The 18,825-nt window shown below is 53.3% G+C and carries 18 protein-coding genes; 14 read left to right on the plus strand and 4 right to left on the minus strand.

Features of this window, described 5'->3' with window-relative positions; translation table 11 throughout:
- The first annotated feature begins 7 nt into the window (after positions 1-7).
- Together yjdI and SK39_RS15845 are read left to right on the plus strand one after the other, a co-directional pair.
- On the plus strand, positions 8-238 hold the full coding sequence (gene yjdI / locus SK39_RS15840; protein ID WP_003033864.1) for a 4Fe-4S mono-cluster protein YjdI: 231 nt from the start codon (positions 8-10) through the stop codon (positions 236-238).
- 11 nt (positions 239-249) lie between these two features.
- Complete coding sequence (locus SK39_RS15845) at positions 250-522, plus strand: GNAT family N-acetyltransferase (RefSeq protein WP_003033869.1); 273 nt, start codon at positions 250-252, stop codon at positions 520-522.
- A 42-nt stretch (positions 523-564) separates the two neighbouring features.
- Here the strand turns inward: SK39_RS15845 and SK39_RS15850 are convergent, their stop codons facing one another.
- On the minus strand, positions 565-1,494 hold the full coding sequence (locus SK39_RS15850) for a LysR substrate-binding domain-containing protein (RefSeq protein WP_003033874.1): 930 nt from the start codon (positions 1,492-1,494) through the stop codon (positions 565-567).
- A 390-nt stretch (positions 1,495-1,884) separates the two neighbouring features.
- Between SK39_RS15850 and SK39_RS15855 the strand changes: the two genes are divergently transcribed.
- The 7 genes from SK39_RS15855 (at position 1,885) to SK39_RS15885 (ending at position 10,388) form a co-directional block, all read left to right on the plus strand.
- Positions 1,885-2,490: an ankyrin repeat domain-containing protein gene (locus SK39_RS15855; RefSeq protein ID WP_003033877.1), complete on the plus strand. Its 606-nt coding sequence runs from the start codon at positions 1,885-1,887 to the stop codon at positions 2,488-2,490.
- A gap of 126 nt (positions 2,491-2,616) precedes the next feature.
- Entirely contained in the window at positions 2,617-3,405 is a 789-nt protein-coding gene (locus SK39_RS15860; RefSeq protein WP_032937443.1) for an oxamate carbamoyltransferase subunit AllH family protein, read from the plus strand.
- Complete coding sequence (gene fdrA, locus SK39_RS15865) at positions 3,383-4,930, plus strand: acyl-CoA synthetase FdrA (RefSeq protein WP_032937445.1); 1,548 nt, start codon at positions 3,383-3,385, stop codon at positions 4,928-4,930. The genes SK39_RS15860 and fdrA overlap by 23 nt, the downstream gene beginning before the upstream one ends.
- The gene (locus tag SK39_RS15870) at positions 4,930-6,348 is read left to right on the plus strand and encodes a YlbE family protein (RefSeq protein WP_003033887.1); all 1,419 of its coding nucleotides are present in this window, start codon (positions 4,930-4,932) and stop codon (positions 6,346-6,348) included. The genes fdrA and SK39_RS15870 overlap by 1 nt, the downstream gene beginning before the upstream one ends.
- 117 nt (positions 6,349-6,465) lie before the next feature.
- Positions 6,466-8,016, plus strand: a complete 1,551-nt coding sequence (locus SK39_RS15875; protein WP_003840986.1) for a hypothetical protein — start codon at positions 6,466-6,468, stop codon at positions 8,014-8,016.
- Positions 8,017-8,042: 26 nt separating this feature from the next.
- A complete protein-coding gene (locus tag SK39_RS15880) occupies positions 8,043-8,993 on the plus strand; it encodes a carbamate kinase family protein (RefSeq protein ID WP_048217187.1) in 951 nt (316 codons plus the stop codon).
- A 12-nt stretch (positions 8,994-9,005) separates the two neighbouring features.
- Entirely contained in the window at positions 9,006-10,388 is a 1,383-nt protein-coding gene (locus tag SK39_RS15885) for an amidohydrolase family protein (protein ID WP_048217188.1), read from the plus strand.
- Positions 10,389-10,432: 44 nt separating this feature from the next.
- Here SK39_RS15885 and SK39_RS15890 read toward each other — a convergent pair whose 3' ends face one another.
- Positions 10,433-11,332, minus strand: a complete 900-nt coding sequence (locus SK39_RS15890) for a nickel/cobalt efflux protein RcnA (RefSeq protein WP_048217189.1) — start codon at positions 11,330-11,332, stop codon at positions 10,433-10,435.
- 120 nt (positions 11,333-11,452) lie between these two features.
- On the opposite strand from SK39_RS15890, the gene rcnR reads away from it, so the two are divergent.
- Positions 11,453-11,725, plus strand: coding sequence for a Ni(II)/Co(II)-binding transcriptional repressor RcnR (rcnR, locus tag SK39_RS15895; protein WP_003033900.1), 273 nt, complete (start codon positions 11,453-11,455; stop codon positions 11,723-11,725).
- Between the two features lie 743 nt (positions 11,726-12,468).
- Here rcnR and SK39_RS15900 read toward each other — a convergent pair.
- Positions 12,469-13,698: an amino acid permease gene (locus SK39_RS15900; RefSeq protein ID WP_003033903.1), complete on the minus strand. Its 1,230-nt coding sequence runs from the start codon at positions 13,696-13,698 to the stop codon at positions 12,469-12,471.
- A gap of 142 nt (positions 13,699-13,840) precedes the next feature.
- A complete protein-coding gene (locus tag SK39_RS15905) occupies positions 13,841-14,296 on the minus strand; it encodes a multidrug/biocide efflux PACE transporter (RefSeq protein ID WP_003846445.1) in 456 nt (151 codons plus the stop codon).
- Between the two features lie 101 nt (positions 14,297-14,397).
- Here SK39_RS15905 and SK39_RS15910 point away from each other — a divergent pair, with 101 nt between their 5' ends.
- From SK39_RS15910 to kduD, 4 genes are all read left to right on the plus strand, one after another.
- Complete coding sequence (locus tag SK39_RS15910) at positions 14,398-15,282, plus strand: LysR family transcriptional regulator (protein ID WP_003033908.1); 885 nt, start codon at positions 14,398-14,400, stop codon at positions 15,280-15,282.
- 102 nt (positions 15,283-15,384) lie between these two features.
- A complete protein-coding gene (locus tag SK39_RS15915; RefSeq protein ID WP_003033912.1) occupies positions 15,385-16,563 on the plus strand; it encodes an acetyl-CoA C-acetyltransferase in 1,179 nt (392 codons plus the stop codon).
- A 471-nt stretch (positions 16,564-17,034) separates the two neighbouring features.
- Positions 17,035-17,871, plus strand: a complete 837-nt coding sequence (kduI, locus tag SK39_RS15920; RefSeq protein ID WP_003840972.1) for a 5-dehydro-4-deoxy-D-glucuronate isomerase — start codon at positions 17,035-17,037, stop codon at positions 17,869-17,871.
- Positions 17,872-17,927: 56 nt separating this feature from the next.
- A complete protein-coding gene (gene kduD / locus SK39_RS15925) occupies positions 17,928-18,689 on the plus strand; it encodes a 2-dehydro-3-deoxy-D-gluconate 5-dehydrogenase KduD (protein WP_003033923.1) in 762 nt (253 codons plus the stop codon).
- The last annotated feature ends 136 nt before the right edge of the window (positions 18,690-18,825 follow it).

Raw genomic sequence — 18,825 nt, forward strand, 5'->3', positions numbered from 1 at the left:
CAATGTCGTGGATAAGGAACTACTGGATGCAGGTTACCGGGCCTATACCGGCGAGAAGATTGACGTCTATTTCAACACGGCGATATGTCAGCATTCGGGCAATTGCGTGCGGGGAAGCGCGAAACTGTTTAACCTGAAACGTAAACCGTGGATCATTCCGGATGAAGTGGATGTCGAGACGGTCATCAAGGTCATCGATACCTGTCCGAGCGGTGCGCTGAAATATCGCCAGAAATGAGTGAGGGGACCATGGAAATTCTTGCAGGCCACAACAAGTTTTATGTCAATGATGCTGAGGGCAACCAGGTTGCCGAGATAGTATTTGTGCCGACGGGCGAGCATCTGAGCATCATTGAACATACCGATGTCGACCCCAGCCTGAAAGGTCAGGGCGTCGGCAAACAGCTGGTGGCGAAAGTGGTAGAGAAGATGCGCGCTGAAAACCGCAAAGTTATTCCGCTGTGCCCGTTTGCCAAACATGAATTTGATAAAACCCGCGAGTACGACGATATCCGCGCCTGATCATCTTATGTGTACCGGAAGGTATAACAGCCATCCGGTTCATCACTCCCGATGCAGCAGATCCTGATAAATCCCCGTCAGTATCCCTTGTGGCCCAAACTCTTTTTTAATCCACTGAGTTACACGACCGGTTGCCGAATGCTGGGTGGCCAACAGCATTCGTGAATCCTGACGCGGGTTGTGGATCTGCCGCGTCACCAGCAACGACTTTTCCATCGCCTCGCGCACCATGTAGTCCGGTAGAAAACCGATGCCTTCACCCAGGATCTGGCACTGGCACTTGGTATTAAAATCGGGAACCAGAATCGACTCCTGTCCGTGTAACAGCCAGCCGACCTTCTTGTTGATGGTGTGTGCGGTGTCTTCCACCATGATGTTTGGGTACAGGCGTAACTGGCTCTCAGAAATGGGTTCCGGCATAAAGGCGAGGGGATGATCCGGGGCAATCGCAAACGACCAACGGATCGCGCCGATCTCGGTGTAATCAATTCCGCCGCCATCCAGTAACGTATCGGGCGCGCCAATGGCGATATTAGCCAGGTTGTTGATGATCGAATCCCAGACGCCGTTATACACCTCGGTGGTGACGGTTATCTGGCAGGTTGGAAACTGTTTCTTGAGTACCTGCAGCAGCCGCGCTGTATGTTGAGGGGTATACAAAAGCTGGTTAATGCAGATGCGTACCCGGGCTTCAATGCCCTGAGCGATGGTATCAATGCTGCGCTTGATGGCGTGGAAATCGTTGAGCAGGTCGGTCGCCTTGCGAAACAGGTAGCGCCCGGACTCGGTCAGTTCAATGCTGCGAGTACTGCGGGTAAACAGCACCACGTCGAGACCCATTTCCATGCGCTTAATGGTGTAACTAATTGCCGATGTGGTTAAGCCAAGCTCTTCAGCCGCCTTGCTAAAGCTGCTGTAGCGGGCAGCCATCGTAAACGCCAGTAGGTTTTCCTCGGTAAATATTGAATTCATCTTTCTCCCCTCCGGCGACAATGCGCATCCGCAACACGATGATTGTTGAATGTATTTGTAATCCTTATACAGAGCAATCAGTTTTGAACAAAATTTAACACTAGTTTTACATTTGATTTGAAGGCAATCACACTTCTGTATTTTAATTGCAGGCCGCTATCCGTGCAGCATACCGCCTGATTCACCGGACTACTGATTAGTGGCTAAAAGGGCCCCAGCCATAAGGGAAAGATTGCACTACAGCACGTTTTGTTCTCATTGTTAAAATTGATTTAATAATCGATGCGCTAACGATGAATGAAATTTAAGCGGATGTTATTCTCTGCACTCTGTTGCTATTCTCAGGTTATCGGATATTTAAAAAGTCTAAAAAACTGCAGGAGAGCGATTATGTCAGAGAAAGAACTCATTACTGAATTTCTGCTGGCGGCAGAACAGGGCAATGCCGATGGATTAAAATCCTGTCTGGCAAAAAATGTGGATATTAATGCCACTAACCGCCAGGGGCGTACTGCCATTATTATTGCCAGCCTGAATAAACATTATGACTGTGTTTCTTTATTGATTGCTGAGGGTGCCGATATTAATAAACAAGATCAAACTTGTTTTAACCCCTTTCTGATTAGCTGCCTGACGAATGATTTAACGCTGTTGCGTACGGTATTACCGGCTAACCCCGACCTTAATTGTCTGAGCCGTTTTGGCGGTGTCGGTATTACGCCAGCCAGCGAAAAAGGCCATGTCGAGATCGTGCGTGAGCTGCTGCTGCGTACCGATATCAATGTCAACCATACTAATTTTGTTGGCTGGACGCCGCTCCTGGAAGCCATCGTACTTAATGACGGTGGCGCGAAGCAGCAGGAGATCGTTAAGCTGCTGCTCGACCATGGCGCAAATCCGCACATGACGGATAAATACGGTAAAACCCCGCTGGAACTGGCGCGAGAGAAAGGGTACCACGAAATTGCCGAGCTGCTGATTGCGGCCGGAGCCTGACACAGGAGCGCCATTATCGCTACGCCATCACGGCGATGCGTACGGGCGCTAACCGCAGACAGCGCGTTTCTCACTTTCCGGGGAACGGGACGGGTTGAACAGGTTTTTTCCCACGCGGTAAACCTGTTGATACCTGAACAGCAGCGGCTGCTGACGTTACTGAGTGAAGATTGTGATAACGCACCTAACAGCTGTCGGCTGGCGCTGACGCATTGTGAAGACCTGTTTCACCCCGGTGAGCTGGTCAATTTTAGCGGGTCGGGAATAGTTGTTGGCAATGATAAATGGATAGAAACCGCCGGTTGCCTGCTGTGGCGAATACCACGGTGGACATCTGATGCAGCAAGTCTTGCCACAGTCGGCTGGCAGCATTGGGAAGAGGTTATCCGCCAACAGCTAAGAAGCGACGACACATTATTTCTGTATCAGGGTGACAATCCGTTTTTTCAGGAAATCACCCGTCAATTACACAACCGCCGACAAACATTACTGACGGCGTTGCGTACAGGAGAAAATATCTCTACAGCGGTCAGCCATTTAATTGGTTTGGGGATTGGTCTGACGCCCTCATCGGATGATTATTTAGTGGGCCTAAGCACTATTCTATTTATTCCTGGACATCCGCTGAGGAAATATCGTGAAGATTTTTTAGCAGCTTTACAATATGCCGGAAATAATACGACGCTACTCAGCAAAATAACGTTAGAGGAAGCTTTTCATCAGCGTTATCGGGAAAGTGTTGGACGGCTGCTGAACCAATTTATTACTGAGCAACAACCCGTTTCTACGCAATATATTACTGACATTAAAAATATTGGCTCAAGTTCTGGCTGCGACATGCTGTATGGCATGGCGGATGCCTGCGCCCTGAGCCACAGGTCCGGAGGGAATTATGTCGATCAGGATAGTTGTTAAAAAGAACACGTATTTTGATTCTGTCTCACTGATGTCTATCTCCACGCGCGCAAATAAGCTCGATGGTGTTGAGCAGGCGTTCGTAGCTATGGCGACAGAAATGAATAAGGGCGTACTGAAGAATCTCGGCCTGCTCACGCCTGAGCTGGAAGAGGCGAAGAGTGGCGATCTGATGATTGTCATTAAAGGCGCGAGCGACGAAGCAAACGCGCAAACGCTGGTGGCGATTGACGATCTGTTTACGCATAAAGAGCAGGGTGGCCAGCACGAAGCGCGCTATGCCACGCTCGCCAGCGCGAAGAAGCACGTTCCCGACAGCAACCTGGCGGTGATCTCGGTCAATGGCCTGTTTGCCGCGCGTGAAGCGCGTCAGGCGCTGCAAAATAACCTCAACGTGATGTTGTTCTCTGACAACGTCTCTCTTGAAGACGAGCTGACGCTTAAGCAACTGGCGCACGAAAAAGGACTGTTGATGATGGGGCCAGACTGCGGAACCGCCATCATTAACGGCGCGGCGCTGTGTTTTGGCAACGCGGTGCGTCGCGGCAACATCGGAATTATTGGTGCGTCCGGTACCGGTAGCCAGGAGCTGAGCGTACGCATTCACGAGTTTGGCGGCGGAATTTCTCAACTGATTGGCACCGGTGGACGCGATCTGAGTGAGAAGATTGGCGGCCTGATGATGCTTGACGCGATTGGCATGCTGGAGGCCGATCCGCAAACTGAGATCATCGCGCTTATCTCCAAACCTCCTGCGCCAGCGGTGGCGCGCAAGGTGCTGGAACGTGCGCGCGCCTGTCATAAGCCCGTGGTGGTGTGTTTCCTCGGACGTGAAGCCGCGCCTGCGGATGAAAAAGGCCTACAGTTTGCCCGCGGTACTAAAGATGCGGCGTTGAAAGCGGTACTGCTGACCGGCGTGAAAAAAGAGAGCCTGGATCTGCATCCGCTCAACTGGCCGCTGATTGAAGAGGTTCGCGCCCGTCTGACCCCGCAACAAAAGTACATCCGTGGCTTGTTCTGCGGTGGCACGTTGTGCGATGAGGCGATGTTTGCTGCCATGGAAAAACATGCCGAAGTTTACAGCAACATTCATCCGGATCCGGCGTTCCGCCTGCAAGATCTCAACCGCAGCGTGGCGCATACCTTCCTCGATTTCGGTGATGACGATTTTACCAATGGTAAACCGCACCCGATGATCGATCCCACCAACCGCATTAGTCGTCTGTTGCAGGAAGCGCGCGATCCTGAAGTCGGCGTGATCGTGATGGACTTCGTCCTTGGTTTTGGATCGCATGAAGATCCGGTTGGCGTGATGCTCGACGCGATCGTTGAAGCCAAAGCGATCGCCGCCGCAGACGGTCGTCCGCTTGAGATCCTCGGCTATGTGCTGGGGACCGATCTTGATACGCCGTCGCTGGAAAAACAATGTCAGATGCTGACTGATGCGGGCGTTATCTGGGCGAGCAGTAGCACCAACACCGGATTGCTGGCGCGTGAATTTATCTGTAAAGGGGAGGAAGCCTGATGAGCCAGACACTGTTTAACCAGCCGCTGAACGTGATTAACGTCGGTATCGCGATGTTCAGCGATGACCTGAAAAAGCAGAACGTTCCCGTGACCCAGCTCGACTGGACGCCGCCGGGTCAGGGCAACATGCAGGTGGTTGCTGCACTGGACGAGATTGCCGATTCGCCGCTGGCAGACAAAATCGCTGCCGCTAACCAGCAGGCGCTGGAACGTATTATTCAGTCGCATCCGGTGCTGATTGGCTATGACCAGGCAATCAATGTCGTACCGGGGATGACCCGCAACACCATCCTGCATGCCGGGCCGCCGATCCGCTGGGAAAAAATGTGCGGTGCAATGAAGGGCGCGGTCACCGGGGCGCTGGTGTTTGAAGGACTGGCGAAAGATCTGGATGAAGCTGCCGAACTGGCCGCCTCGGGTGAAATTATCTTCTCACCATGTCACGAGCATGACTGCGTTGGCTCGATGGCGGGTGTGACCTCTGCGTCGATGTTTATGCACATCGTTGAGAACAAAACCTACGGCAACCGCGCATATACCAATATGAGCGAGCAGATGGCGAAGATCCTGCGTATGGGCGCGAACGATCAGAGCGTTATTGATCGTCTGAACTGGATGCGTGATGTGCTGGGGCCGATGCTGCGCGACGCCATGAAGCTGGCGGGCGAAATCGATCTGCGCCTGATGTTGGCGCAGGCGCTACACATGGGCGATGAGTGCCATAACCGTAACAACGCCGGGACGGCGCTGCTGATTCAGGCGCTGACGCCGTGGATTATTCAGACCGGTTATCCGGTTGAGCAGCAGCGTGAGGTGTTCGAGTTCGTCCTCAGCAGCGATTACTTCTCCGGGCCGACCTGGATGGCGATGTGTAAAGCCGCAATGGACGCTGCACACGGCATTGAATACAGCACCGTGGTGACGACGATGGCGCGTAACGGCGTTGAGTTCGGTCTGCGCATTAGCGGCTTACCGGGCCAGTGGTTTACCGGTCCGGCGCAGCAGGTGATTGGCCCGATGTTTGCAGGCTACAAGCCGGAAGATTCCGGACGTGATATTGGCGATAGCGCGATCACTGAAACCTACGGCATTGGCGGTTTCGCTATGGCGACGGCGCCGGCCATCGTAGCACTGGTGGGTGGTACGGTCGAAGAGGCCGTTGATTTCTCGCGCCAGATGCGTGAAATCACTCTCGGCGAAAACCCCAACGTCACCATTCCGCTGCTGGGTTTTATGGGCGTACCGACTGCTATCGATATTACGCGCGTGGGCAGCACCGGCATTCTGCCAGTGATTAACACCGCAATTGCGCACAAAGATGCGGGGATCGGCATGATCGGCGCCGGAATAGTCCACCCGCCGTTCGCCTGTTTTGAAAAGGCGATCCTCAACTGGCGCGACCGCTACTGCCAATAACAACAATCGGGGCTAACGCGGTTAGCCCCACAGTAGCGAAGCGAAAAACGTTGCTTACCTGCAGGGCTGGGCGATCTCCGCGATCGCAAACGATGCTTAACCTGTTAAGGATATTCCATGAACAGCATAAAACTAGAATGGAAACGTGGTGACTGGGCAGCTTACTTTGGGCTGATGACCAACAACCTGACTAACCTGCTGACAATGATGGGGCTGCTCATTTTTGTCGTCGGGATCCCTACTGAAATTGTCTATGGTCGCATTGCGCCTGCCTTTGGTCTGGCGGTGCTGGTGGCCAGCGTCTGCTACGCCTGGTTTGGCCTGCAGATGGCAAAACACACCGGGCGTAAAGACGTGACGGCGCTGCCGTCCGGACCGAGCGCACCGTCAATCTTTACCGTAACCTTCCTGGTACTGATGCCGGTTTATCAGCAAACCAAAGATGCCAACTTTGCTATCCAGATAGCCCTGGTGTGGTGCTTTGTCGAAGCGTTGATCCTGGTCGGCGGCTCCTTCCTGGGCGAGACCATCCGCAAGATGATTCCACGTACGGTACTGCTTTCTTGTCTGTCCGGCCTGGGACTGTTGCTGCTGGCGATGAACCCGATGCTGCAGGCATTCGAAGCGCCGACCGTCTCTTTCATCGTCCTGTTGCTGATCTTCATTAACTGGTTCGGTAAGAAGCCGATTTTTGCCCGCATTCCTACCGGCTTGCTGCTGCTTATTGCCGGTACGGCCCTGGCGTGGATCTCCGGTTTACAAAGCCCGGAGGCCATTAAAGCGTCGATGTCTTCCTTTGGCTTCAACCCGCCGGAAATTCATGTCGACAGCTTCTTGCAAGGTTTGCCGCATGCACTGCCGTATCTGGCTTCTGCGGTTCCTCTGGGTCTGGCGAACTACATTTTCGACCTTGAGAACATTGAAAGTGCGCACGCGGCGGGGGATGAGTACAACACCCGTAAGGTGATGATGGCGAACGGCTTTGCCTCCATGCTCGGCTGCATGCTGGGCAACCCGTTCCCGGTGACCGTGTATGTTGGGCATGCGGGCTGGAAAGCGATGGGCGCCAGTATCGGCTATACCCTCGCTTCAGGCATCACCATGTTCCTGGTACCGCTGTTTGGCCTGGGCGCGTTTATGCTCGCCATTATTCCGATGACTGCGATAGTGCCGATTCTGGTGTTTATCGGCGTGGTGACCGCCAACCAGGTGGTGCGAGAAACGCCCAAAGTCGAGGTTCCCGTTATCTTCATCTGCCTGTTCCCGTGGATCGCTAACTGGGCATTGACCATCGTTAACAGCGTGATGGGCGCCGCCGGAACATCCGCGGGGAAACTGGGTAGCGACTTACTGCACAGCAAAGGTGTCTATTACGACGGACTGGTGCATCTGGGAAGCGGCGCGCCGCTGGCCAGCATGCTGTGGGGCTGCGTCGCTATCTTCGCCATTATGAATAAGCCGCTGCGCGGGGCGATTGCCGCAGCCTTTGGGGCACTGTTATCGCTGTTTGGCGTGATCCACTCCCCGGCAGTTGGCTTTGCTGAGGGCAGCTCGATGATGTTTGTTGTGGCCTACCTGATGATGAGCGGCATGTTTGTCCTCAAGCATGTTCTTGATAGCCGTGAAGCGGTGACTGCGCCTGAGCAGGAACCGACGAAAACGACCTGAATCGCCTGTAAGCGGAAGATAACACTATGAAAGAACTTGTGGTCGTTGCCATTGGCGGCAACAGCATTATCAAAGATAACGCCAGCCAGTCGATTGAGCACCAGGCTGAAGCGGTGAAGGCGGTGGCGGATACGGTGCTGGAGATGTTGGCATCGGACTACAACATTGTGCTGACGCACGGTAACGGGCCGCAGGTGGGGCTGGATCTCCGACGTGCGGAAATCGCGCACGAGCGTGAAGGGTTGCCGCTTACCCCGCTGGCAAACTGCGTCGCCGATACGCAGGGGGGCATTGGCTATTTGATCCAACAGGCGCTGAACAACCGTCTGGCGCGGCGCGGCGAGCAGAAGGCAGTCACGGTGGTCACGCAGGTGGAGGTCGACAAAAACGATCCGGGCTTTGCTAATCCGACCAAGCCTATCGGGGCGTTCTTTAGCGCAGCGCAGCGCGATGAGTTGCTGCGGGTCAATCCAGGCTGGCGCTTTGTTGAGGATTCGGGACGCGGCTACCGCCGGGTTGTGGCTTCCCCTGAACCAAAACGTATTGTTGAAGCAGAGGCGATCAAAACGCTGACTCAGCAGGGGTTCGTGGTGATTGGTGCGGGTGGTGGTGGCATCCCGGTGGTGCGTAGCAATCAGGGGGATTACCAGAGCGTGGATGCGGTGATTGATAAAGATCTCTCCACGGCGTTGCTGGCACAGGAGATCCGCGCCGACATTCTGGTGATCACCACCGGCGTCGAGCAGGTCTGTATTCATTTTGGCAAACCTAACCAGCAGGCGCTGGATACGGTGGATGTCGCCACGATGACCCGTTACATGCAGGAGGGACATTTCCCGCCGGGCAGCATGTTACCCAAGATTGTTGCCAGCCTGGCGTTTCTGGAGCGTGGCGGTAAACGAGTGATCATCACCACGCCGGAATGCCTGCCCGCCGCACTGCGCGGCGAAACGGGCACCCATATTGTCCATTCCTGAGAGGAGATGCGAATGAAGGAAAGTAACAGCCGCCGTGATTTTTTAAGCCAGAGCGGAAAAATGGTCACTGCTGCCGCGCTGTTTGGCGCAGTCGCCCCAGTCGCGTATGCTGCTAATCCTGTCGGGAACACCTGCGGGTCGAAGAGCACAATGACGATTAACGATAAGCACTATTACCTGGATAACGTCCTGCTGGAAGCGGGGTTTGATTACGAAAACTCAGTGGTGGTGCACACCCGTACCGCGCTGCAAACCGTTGAAATCCAGGACGGGAAAATAGTTGCGCTACGCGAGAATAAGCAGCATCCGGATGCGACGCTGCCGCACTACGATGCGGGTGGAAAGCTGATGCTGCCCGCCATGCGCGACATGCATATCCATCTGGATAAAACCTTTTACGGCGGTCCCTGGCGTTCGCTGAACCGTCCGGCGGGCACCACCATTCAGGATATGATCCGCCTGGAACAAAAGCTGCTGCCTGAACTCCAGCCTTACACCCAGGAGCGCGCGGAAAAGCTGATCGATCTGCTGCAATCAAAAGGTACCTCGATTGCCCGCAGCCACTGCAACATAGAACCGGTTTCCGGACTGAAAAACCTGGAGAACCTGCAGGCGGTGCTGGCGCGTCGCCAGCCGGGTTTTGCCTGTGAAATTGTGGCATTTCCACAGCATGGTCTGCTGTTATCAAAATCTGAACCGCTAATGCGTGAAGCGATGCAGGCGGGAGCGCATTATGTCGGCGGTCTGGACCCAACCAGCGTGGATGGGGCGATGGAAAAATCCCTCGACACCATGTTCCAGATTGCGCTCGATTACAACAAAGGCGTGGATATCCATCTGCATGAAACCAGTCCGGCGGGCGTGGCGGCGGTGAATTACATGGTAGAAACGGTGGAGAAAACGCCGCAGTTAAAGGGCAAACTGACCATCAGCCACGCGTTTGCGCTGTCTACGCTGAACGAACAGCAGGTGGATGAACTCGCATCCCGCATGGCGGCGCAGCAGATTACCATTGCCTCGACGGTGCCGATTGGCACGATGCACATGCCGCTCAAGCAGCTGCGTGACAAAGGTGTGGAAGTGATTACCGGAACCGACAGCGTGATTGACCACTGGTCGCCGTACGGGCTGGGAGACATGCTGGAGAAGGCGAATCTGTACGCGCAGCTCTATATTCGCCCGAATGAACTTAATCTGTCGCGGGCGCTGTTCCTCGCTACCGGTGATGTGCTGCCGCTTAACGATAAAGGTGAGCGCGTCTGGCCGAAAGCGCAGGATGAAGCCAGCTTTGTGCTGGTAGATGCCTCATGCTCAGCGGAAGCGGTCGCGCGAATCTCCCCACGCACTGCGACCTTCCACAAAGGCCAACTGGTGTGGGGGAATGTCGCAAGCTAGTTTGGTTTTCCGCGCAGCGGCTATCGCTGCTGCGCTCCCATATATTAACCGACGATCCCCATATAGCCGTGCATCCCCATATATACGCCGACCATTGCAATGAGCACGCTGGAAAAATAGGGCGCTTTGCGTGCCAGCGTGTTAAATCCGCTCCATCGTTTGGCTGCCTGCTGCACGCTGATTGCCGCACCCACGCCCACTGTTACCAGCGTTATCGCCAGCCCGAGGCTAAAGCACAGCACCATGGTGGCGCCCAGCGTGAAGGCTTTGAGCTGGATGCATATCAGCAGTACCGTAATGGCAGCTGGGCACGGGATCAGCCCGCCGGTCAGACCGAACAGTAATATTTGGCCGTTGGTGACCTCTTTGCCCGCAAAGCGGCGCTGAATATCGGTGGCATGCGCCCGTTCGTGGGCATCCTGATATTCTTTTGAGCCTTCGGTGAGTCCGGCCAGTGCGCCATGATCGTGATTATGCTCGTGTTCGTGATGATGATGGTGATGATCGTCATCGTGGTCATGATGATGGTGGTGATGGTCGTCATGATCATGGTGGTGGTGATGCCCGTGATCGTGGTCGTGATGCGTCTGGGCCAGCCAGTTCTGCTCTCCCTGCCAGGTTCGCCAGAACATCCAGAATGCGGTCCCGAGAATAATTATCGCCGAGACAAATTGCAGCCAGGGCTCAACGGCCTGGGCGGTAAACGCTTTGCTGATATACATCCCACCGAGCGCAATCAGCCATACTACGGCGGTATGCGACAGCGTTGCTGCCAGCCCCAGCATCACCGCCTGTTTGATGGTCCCCTTAATAGCAATAATAAAGGCCGCCATCATCGTCTTGGAATGCCCTGGTTCCAGACCGTGCAACACACCTAATAGAATCGCGCTGGGAATGAAAAACCAGGCGTTGCCTTGCTGAAGAAGCGTAGAAAACTCACCCATGAGAATGATTCTTAGTTGTTTAATTTCGCCTGATTCTACTCCCCCCCAGTATCAAATACTACCCCCCAGTAGAATGTCGATGGTATTGTCCCTTCAGCCAGACGTTAAAAAGGTAAAGTTATGTCACATACGATCCGCGACAAACAAAAGCTGAAAGCCCGAACCAGCAAGATTCAGGGGCAGGTAGCGGCGTTGAAAACCATGCTGGATGAACCGCATGAATGCGCGGCGGTATTGCAGCAAATAGCGGCGATCCGCGGGGCGGTAAATGGATTAATGCGCGAAGTGATTAAAGGTCATCTGACCGAGCACATTGTGCATCAGGGCGATGAAATTAAGCGCGAAGAAGATTTGGATGTGATTCTGAAAGTACTGGATTCGTACATCAAATAAGCCAGTTTAACGGCTCATCCACGTTCAATACCGTCCAGTTAAGCATGTAGGGTGAACATGTGATTCTTTCTCAGGGTTCCGTTCACCTCAGCAGTGTCATTTATCTGAAGCACAGATTCCTGTGAACGTGTAAAGGGCGTTCTTCGCCACGCCCTTTACAATCCCGGCTCCCGGCGGGAAAATTGCCGCTCCGCGGTCCCCTCCGCTTATTCCTCCAGGCTACCGGGTCGGGCGCGAGGTAGCGTCCCTGCAAAGCGCGCCCTGAGCCAGCATCCATGCTGGCTCTCCCGGGCTTACGGAAACACGTCGGCAATTTTCAGCCGGACCAGCCCACACCTCACCATCTGCGTTTTTGGTCTGAACAGCAAAACAGATTTAACTGGAAATCAGAGTGTTGAAGCGATGACTCGGGTCCGGTTGAAAATCGATGAGGAGTTGACGTCTGACCGGGGCTGTCCGCAGGGATGCGGGCAGAGGGGACGGGCTGCATGGACGCAGGCTCGGCCCCGACCCGACAGGCAGACGGCATAAGACGAATGAATCGCGTAGCGACGATTTTCCCGCCGGGAGCCTGGGTTGCAAGGGAGGCGGTGGTGAGCCTCCCTTGCACGTTCACAGGAATCTGTGCTTCAGAGAAACGATTAATATGAGGTGAACGGAATCCTTTCCTTGAGATAACATGTTTATTACCTCCGCCAACACTGGTTGATGCTTTCTGAAAATGAGCCGTTAAGCAACACGTTCTAGCCAAAAAACATCACAGATACGCACAGCAGACCGACAATCAACGTTATCAGGTTACCCACTGAACGGTATGGCTTCAGCGCCGGGATCAGATAGGTAGACAATGTCGGCATGATAAACAAAATCATGGCAATCAGCGGCCCACTAATCGCGTAAATCATTGAAATAGCATTAGGATTGATGCAGCAGATGATAAACGTGATGCTTGAGACCAACATAATGGACAGAGCGCGGTTAAAGGCCCGGCTTTTCTTCACACCCACCTGATGCAACGATGTTTTTACTACCTCCGTTGCCCCTTCAATCACGCCAAAGTAGGTGCCAAGGAACGATTTTGACATCGCTACGACGGCAACGATGATCCCGGAAATCGACAGCCATGCCGGTGCGTTTGGCATCATCGATAGTGCTGACAGAATGGTCACGCCTTCATTTTTTGCATCCTCGATATAGTTTGTCGGAATCGAAAGCAAACAGCTGAAAACGAAAAACAGCACGCTCAGGCAGATGATGACGTAGGCTACCTTCATGATTTTTTTGCATTTACCCATGGCCTGCTCGCCATATTTCTCACGTCGATCAATGGCGAACGTGGAGATAATTGGCGTATGGCTAAAAGCGAAAACCATCACGGGAATAGATATCCAAACCTGATGAAGCGTGTGCTGATCGACAGACATCTGGCCGGTGAGTAGCGTTGGCTGCCAGCTTCCGGTCAGGTAGAGCGAAAGGAACAAAAAGTACGCGATGAGCGGGAACACCAGAAAGCCCATCACCCGGATGGTGGCTTGTCGACCCATCAGAAAAATTAAATTCAGCACCAGTACCACGCCCAGACTGACCAGCATGCGGATCCGCAGGTCGATAGTGATATGTTTTGCCAGCTGTTCAGTGAGTGAGTTGGTTATCGCCACGGCGTAGATCAGCACCACCACAAAGAAGGCAATAAAATAGAGGGTGGTGATCAGGCTGCCAATCTTCTTGCCGTAGTAGTGTGTAACCGCGCCAGTGATCCCCTCACCAGCTGACGTTTTTGAAGACAGGATAAACTGGCACAGTGCCTTGTGCGGCCAGTAGGTTAAAGGCCAGGCGACGAGAGCGGTGATAAACAGTACCACCGCACCTGCAGAACCCAGCTGTATGGGGAGGAAGAGGGTTCCTGCGCCGACGGCAGTCCCATATAGTGCGAAGCTCCAGAGAGTCTCTTCTTTTGACCAAAATTTCGACATTATTTGAACGTATCAACTATAAAATAAACAAAAAGAAGCGCAATTTACCACAAATGGCAGGGGCTGGGGGAGATGTGAACAAGCGGGCTGGTGAATGGATGAATAGCCGGAACCGAGAAAATTCCGACTATTGTTTGAATAATCAGGCAGTAACGCGCTGCTGGCGGCGCTTCATAACACGCTCGCGTAACGTGTCATAAGCCCAGTTATAGAACATGGTATACGGCAGGAAGAACAGGAAGAAACCTATTTCCAGCGTGAATGCCTGAAGCAGGCTGACGTTCAGCACATACGCCACGATGCTCACCCCGATCACAATAAAACCGCTCTCAAAACCTAAGGCGTGAAATGCTCGCACTTTCGCCGTACGTTTTACCAGGTGCGACGGCCACAGACGGTCAAACAGGGCGTTATAAATGATATTCCAGATCATCGCTGTAGTGGCGAGAAGAATTGTCAGTCCGCCCATTTCCAGCACCGAGCGCTGCATCAACCATGCGGTGGTTGGTGCGAGAACAGCGGTGGCAATGCCTTCAAAGCAGACGGCATGAAAAATACGCTCTACTAACGAGCGGCGTTGGACTGTATCGTGTTGCATAACCTAAAACCTTCTTTGATGCCCGGATAACGGAATGGTGGCAATTTTATCGTTTAATGTGATATCTAAAAGATAGTATCCATCGATAAAGTAGATAGTTCATGCGTTACTCTCCTGAAGCGTTAACGGCATTTGTGGAGACCGTTTCCTGCGGTTCATTTTCTGCTGCGGCTCGTCGGCTGCGTAAAAGCCAGTCCACTATCAGTACGGCCATTGCGCATCTGGAAGCCGACCTTGGTTTTGCGCTGTTTGACCGTTCATCACGCCAGCCAACGCTGACCGAAGAAGGTAAGCGGGTGCTGGGTTATGTACAGGCGATTCTGACGGCCAGCGAACGACTGGATGAAGCGGCGATTTCGCTGTCGGGTGAAACGGAAGCGCGTCTGACCTTCGTGTTGTCAGACACGCTGCATCCGGATGTGCTGGAAGAGTTGATGGTGCAGTTTGATCGCAAGTTTCCCCATACCGAGTTTGAATGTCTGATTGGCGAAGACGAGGACGTGATCGATCTGCTGCAAAAAGGACGTGCTCAGGTGGGGTTGATCGAAGCGCGGGAGGATTACCCGACCGATATGGGTGTTACGCGTCTGCCGATGCAAACCTGGATGGGATTATATGTTGCGGCTTCGCATCCGTTGGCGGCTCAAGAAAAACTGCAGTGGGAGCAGCTACACACCTGGCGCGAGCTGCGTTTGAATACCTATCTGGAAAGCGGGACTAACGTGGCGCGCGGTCCCGTCTGGTCGGCTCCTAACTACCTGTTATTGCTAAGTATGGCTGTTCAGGGATTCGGCTGGTGCGCGCTCCCGTGTGCGCTGGTGGAGGAGTTTGCGGCAGAAAAACCATTGGTTCAATTAAAGCTGCCCGGCTGGCCAAAGGCTATCTCTATCGATCTGTTGTGGAATAAGAAATCACCGCCTGGCGTGGCGGGAAGTTGGCTGCGCGACCATTTACAGCAGAGTGGCGTTCAGATGACCAATAAATGATACGAATTTCCTTTGTGATAAAAATCACCGTTTTTAAACAACCTTGATAACTCTTTTTAACAATCATCTACTATTGCGGTGTTATTTTGCGCTGAGGTGGTGATGAAAGAGGTTGTGATAGTCGGGGCGTTACGGACACCGATTGGCTGCTTCCAGGGGACGCTGGCGCGCCACTCTGCCGTTGAATTAGGCAGCATGGTGGTCAGGGCGTTACTGGAACGCACGGGCGTGGACGTTCATGCTGTGGATGAAGTGATCCTCGGTCAGGTGCTTACCGCAGGTGCCGGGCAGAATCCGGCGCGTCAGTCCGCCATCAATGGTGGGCTACCCAATACCGTTTCCGCCATCACCATTAACGATGTCTGCGGTTCGGGCCTGAAAGCGCTGCATCTGGCGACCCAGGCTATCCAGTGCGGCGAAGCCGACATTGTGATTGCGGGCGGGCAAGAGAATATGAGCCGTGCCCCGCATGTTCTTACCGATAGCCGCACCGGCGCTCAACTGGGGAACAGCCAACTGGTCGACAGCCTGGTACATGACGGTCTGTGGGATGCCTTCAACGATTATCACATGGGCGTTACCGCGGAAAACCTGGCGCGAGAATACGGCATTAGCCGCGAATTGCAGGATGCCTACGCGCTGCACTCGCAGCACAAAGCGCGGATGGCAATTGATGCTGGACGCTTTAAAGATGAAATCGTGCCGGTGGTAACACAGCGTAATGGGCAATCATTGGTGGTGGATACCGACGAGCAGCCGCGTACCGATGCCAGCGCCGAAGGGCTGGCGCGTCTGGATCCTACCTTTGACAGGCTCGGTTCGGTAACGGCAGGTAACGCGTCATCCATCAATGACGGCGCCGCTGCGGTGATGATGATGAGCGAGGCCAAGGCGCAAGAGTTGAACTTACCTGTACTGGCCCGTATTCGCGCCTTTGCCAGCGTCGGGGTCGACCCTGCGCTCATGGGGATTGCGCCAGTGTATGCGACCCGCCGCTGCCTTGAGCGTGTGGGCTGGCAACTGGCTGATGTTGATCTTATCGAAGCTAATGAGGCCTTCGCCGCGCAGGCATTATCCGTTGGGAAAATGCTGGAGTGGGATGAACGGCGGGTGAATGTTAACGGCGGAGCCATTGCGCTCGGTCATCCGATTGGTGCGTCTGGCTGCCGAATTCTGGTTTCGCTGGTGCATGAAATGGTGAAGCGTCGGGCGCATAAGGGCCTGGCAACGCTGTGTATCGGTGGTGGTCAGGGTGTGGCGCTCGCTATCGAACGAGATTAACGATCTTACATTTACCGTCTTAAACGCCTTTCTACGTGTTTTCCCTGCACCTGTAAAAAAGCCCTCCAGCAGGAGGGCAAGGCCAGTTACAGAAACATACACTCTAAACACAGTCAACTTATCAAAACATTGTTTCATTTCATGTGATTAACTGCGCACTTTGTTAGAAAAGGTGTCTTTTCGACTGATCATCGCGGCTGAATTTTCCATTTTTTATCCCCGCCCCTAATGAATAAATAAATTTATCGTATTGTTATTCAATCATTTTATTAAGGTCCATTTCGCTATTCATACGCGCTAGCGTGATCGCACTTACACTTTTGATAATAAGATGCGAAAAAAGTGAAACATCGTTTTATTTATAATTGAAAACACATTCAGGGAGGAATATCATGAGTGCATAAGATAAAACGGAACAGCGTTTTGCTATTCGTTTAAGCATTCACGGTCAATTTATCACTGGAGGTAAATGTGGACGTAAGACAAAGCATCCATAGTGCGCATGCGAAAACCCTGGACACTCAGGGGCTGCGTAATGAGTTTTTGGTCGAAGAAGTGTTTGTCGCAGATGAATACACCATGGTCTACAGCCACATCGACCGCATCATTGTTGGCGGCATTATGCCAGTGGCCAAAACCGTCTCTGTGGGTGGCGAAGTCGGCAAACAGCTGGGCGTAACCTATTTCCTCGAACGTCGTGAGCTGGGTGTGATCAATATCGGCGGCCCGGGCACGATTACCGTTGACGGTCAGTGCTATGAAATTGGCCATCGCGACGCGCTGTACGTCGGAAAAGGGGCAAAAGAGGTGGTATTCGCCAGTATTGATACGACAAAACCGGCGAAGTTTTACTACAACTGCGCGCCGGCCCACACGACTTACCCAACTAAGAAAGTCACGCCTGCAGACGTTGCGCCAGTGACGCTGGGCGATAACCTCACCAGTAACCGTCGTACCATCAACAAATACTTTGTGCCGGATGTTCTGGAAACCTGCCAGTTGAGCATGGGTCTGACTGAACTGGCACCGGGTAACCTGTGGAACACCATGCCGTGTCATACCCATGAACGTCGTATGGAAGTCTATTTCTACTTCAATATGGAAGAAGATACCTGCGTCTTCCACATGATGGGGCAGCCTCAGGAAACGCGTCATATTGTGATGCACAACGAGCAGGCGGTGATTTCTCCAAGCTGGTCTATTCACTCCGGTGTCGGCACAAAAGCGTATACGTTCATTTGGGGCATGGTCGGCGAAAACCAGGTCTTTGATGATATGGACCATGTTGCAGTAAAAGATCTGCGCTAGTTGCGGGCGACAGCCGTGCCTGCTGCGGCGGGCATTATAAAAATTAAGGATTTACAATGATTTTGAATGCATTCTCTCTTGAAGGTAAAGTCGCCGTTGTGACCGGTTGTGACACCGGTCTGGGTCAGGGTATGGCGCTGGGCCTGGCGGAAGCGGGCTGCGATATCGTCGGTATCAACATTGTTGAACCGACAGAAACCATCGAACGTGTGACCGCACTGGGCCGCCGTTTTTTAAGCCTGACCGCCGATCTGCGTCAAATCGACGGTATTCCGGCGCTGCTGGAGCGCGCAGTGGCAGAATTCGGCCATATCGATATTCTGGTCAACAACGCGGGTCTTATCCGTCGTGACGATGCGATCGATTTCAGCGAAAAAGACTGGGATGACGTGATGAACCTGAACATTAAGAGCGTGTTCTTTATGTCTCAGGCCGCGGCGAAGCACTTTATCGCCCAGGGTAACGGCGGTAAAATTATCAACATCGCCTCTATGCTTTCCTTCCAGGGCGGGATCCGCGTGCCGTCTTACACCGCGTCTAAAAGCGGCGTAATGGGTGTTACCCGTCTGATGGCGAACGAGTGGGCAAAACATAACATCAACGTCAACGCGATTGCACCGGGTTACATGGCGACGAATAACACTCAACAGCTGCGTGCTGATGAGCAGCGTAGCGCAGAAATCCTCGATCGTATTCCGGCGGGGCGTTGGGGTCTGCCGAGCGACCTGATGGGGCCTGTCGTGTTCCTGGCGTCCAGCGCATCTGACTATATCAACGGCTATACCGTTGCGGTAGACGGCGGCTGGCTGGCGCGTTAATTGCTTTCCAGAGCCAACAAACCCTGCTAAATGGCAGGGTTTTTTTTACTTTTGAATCATTAAAATCCATATTGTGGTTATAAATTATTCCATATTAAATTTCATGCGTATCAATTTATTGTTTTTAATATTCTTT

Source organism: Citrobacter sp. BIDMC107, assembly GCF_001037575.1.
Lineage (GTDB): Bacteria > Pseudomonadota > Gammaproteobacteria > Enterobacterales > Enterobacteriaceae > Citrobacter > Citrobacter freundii.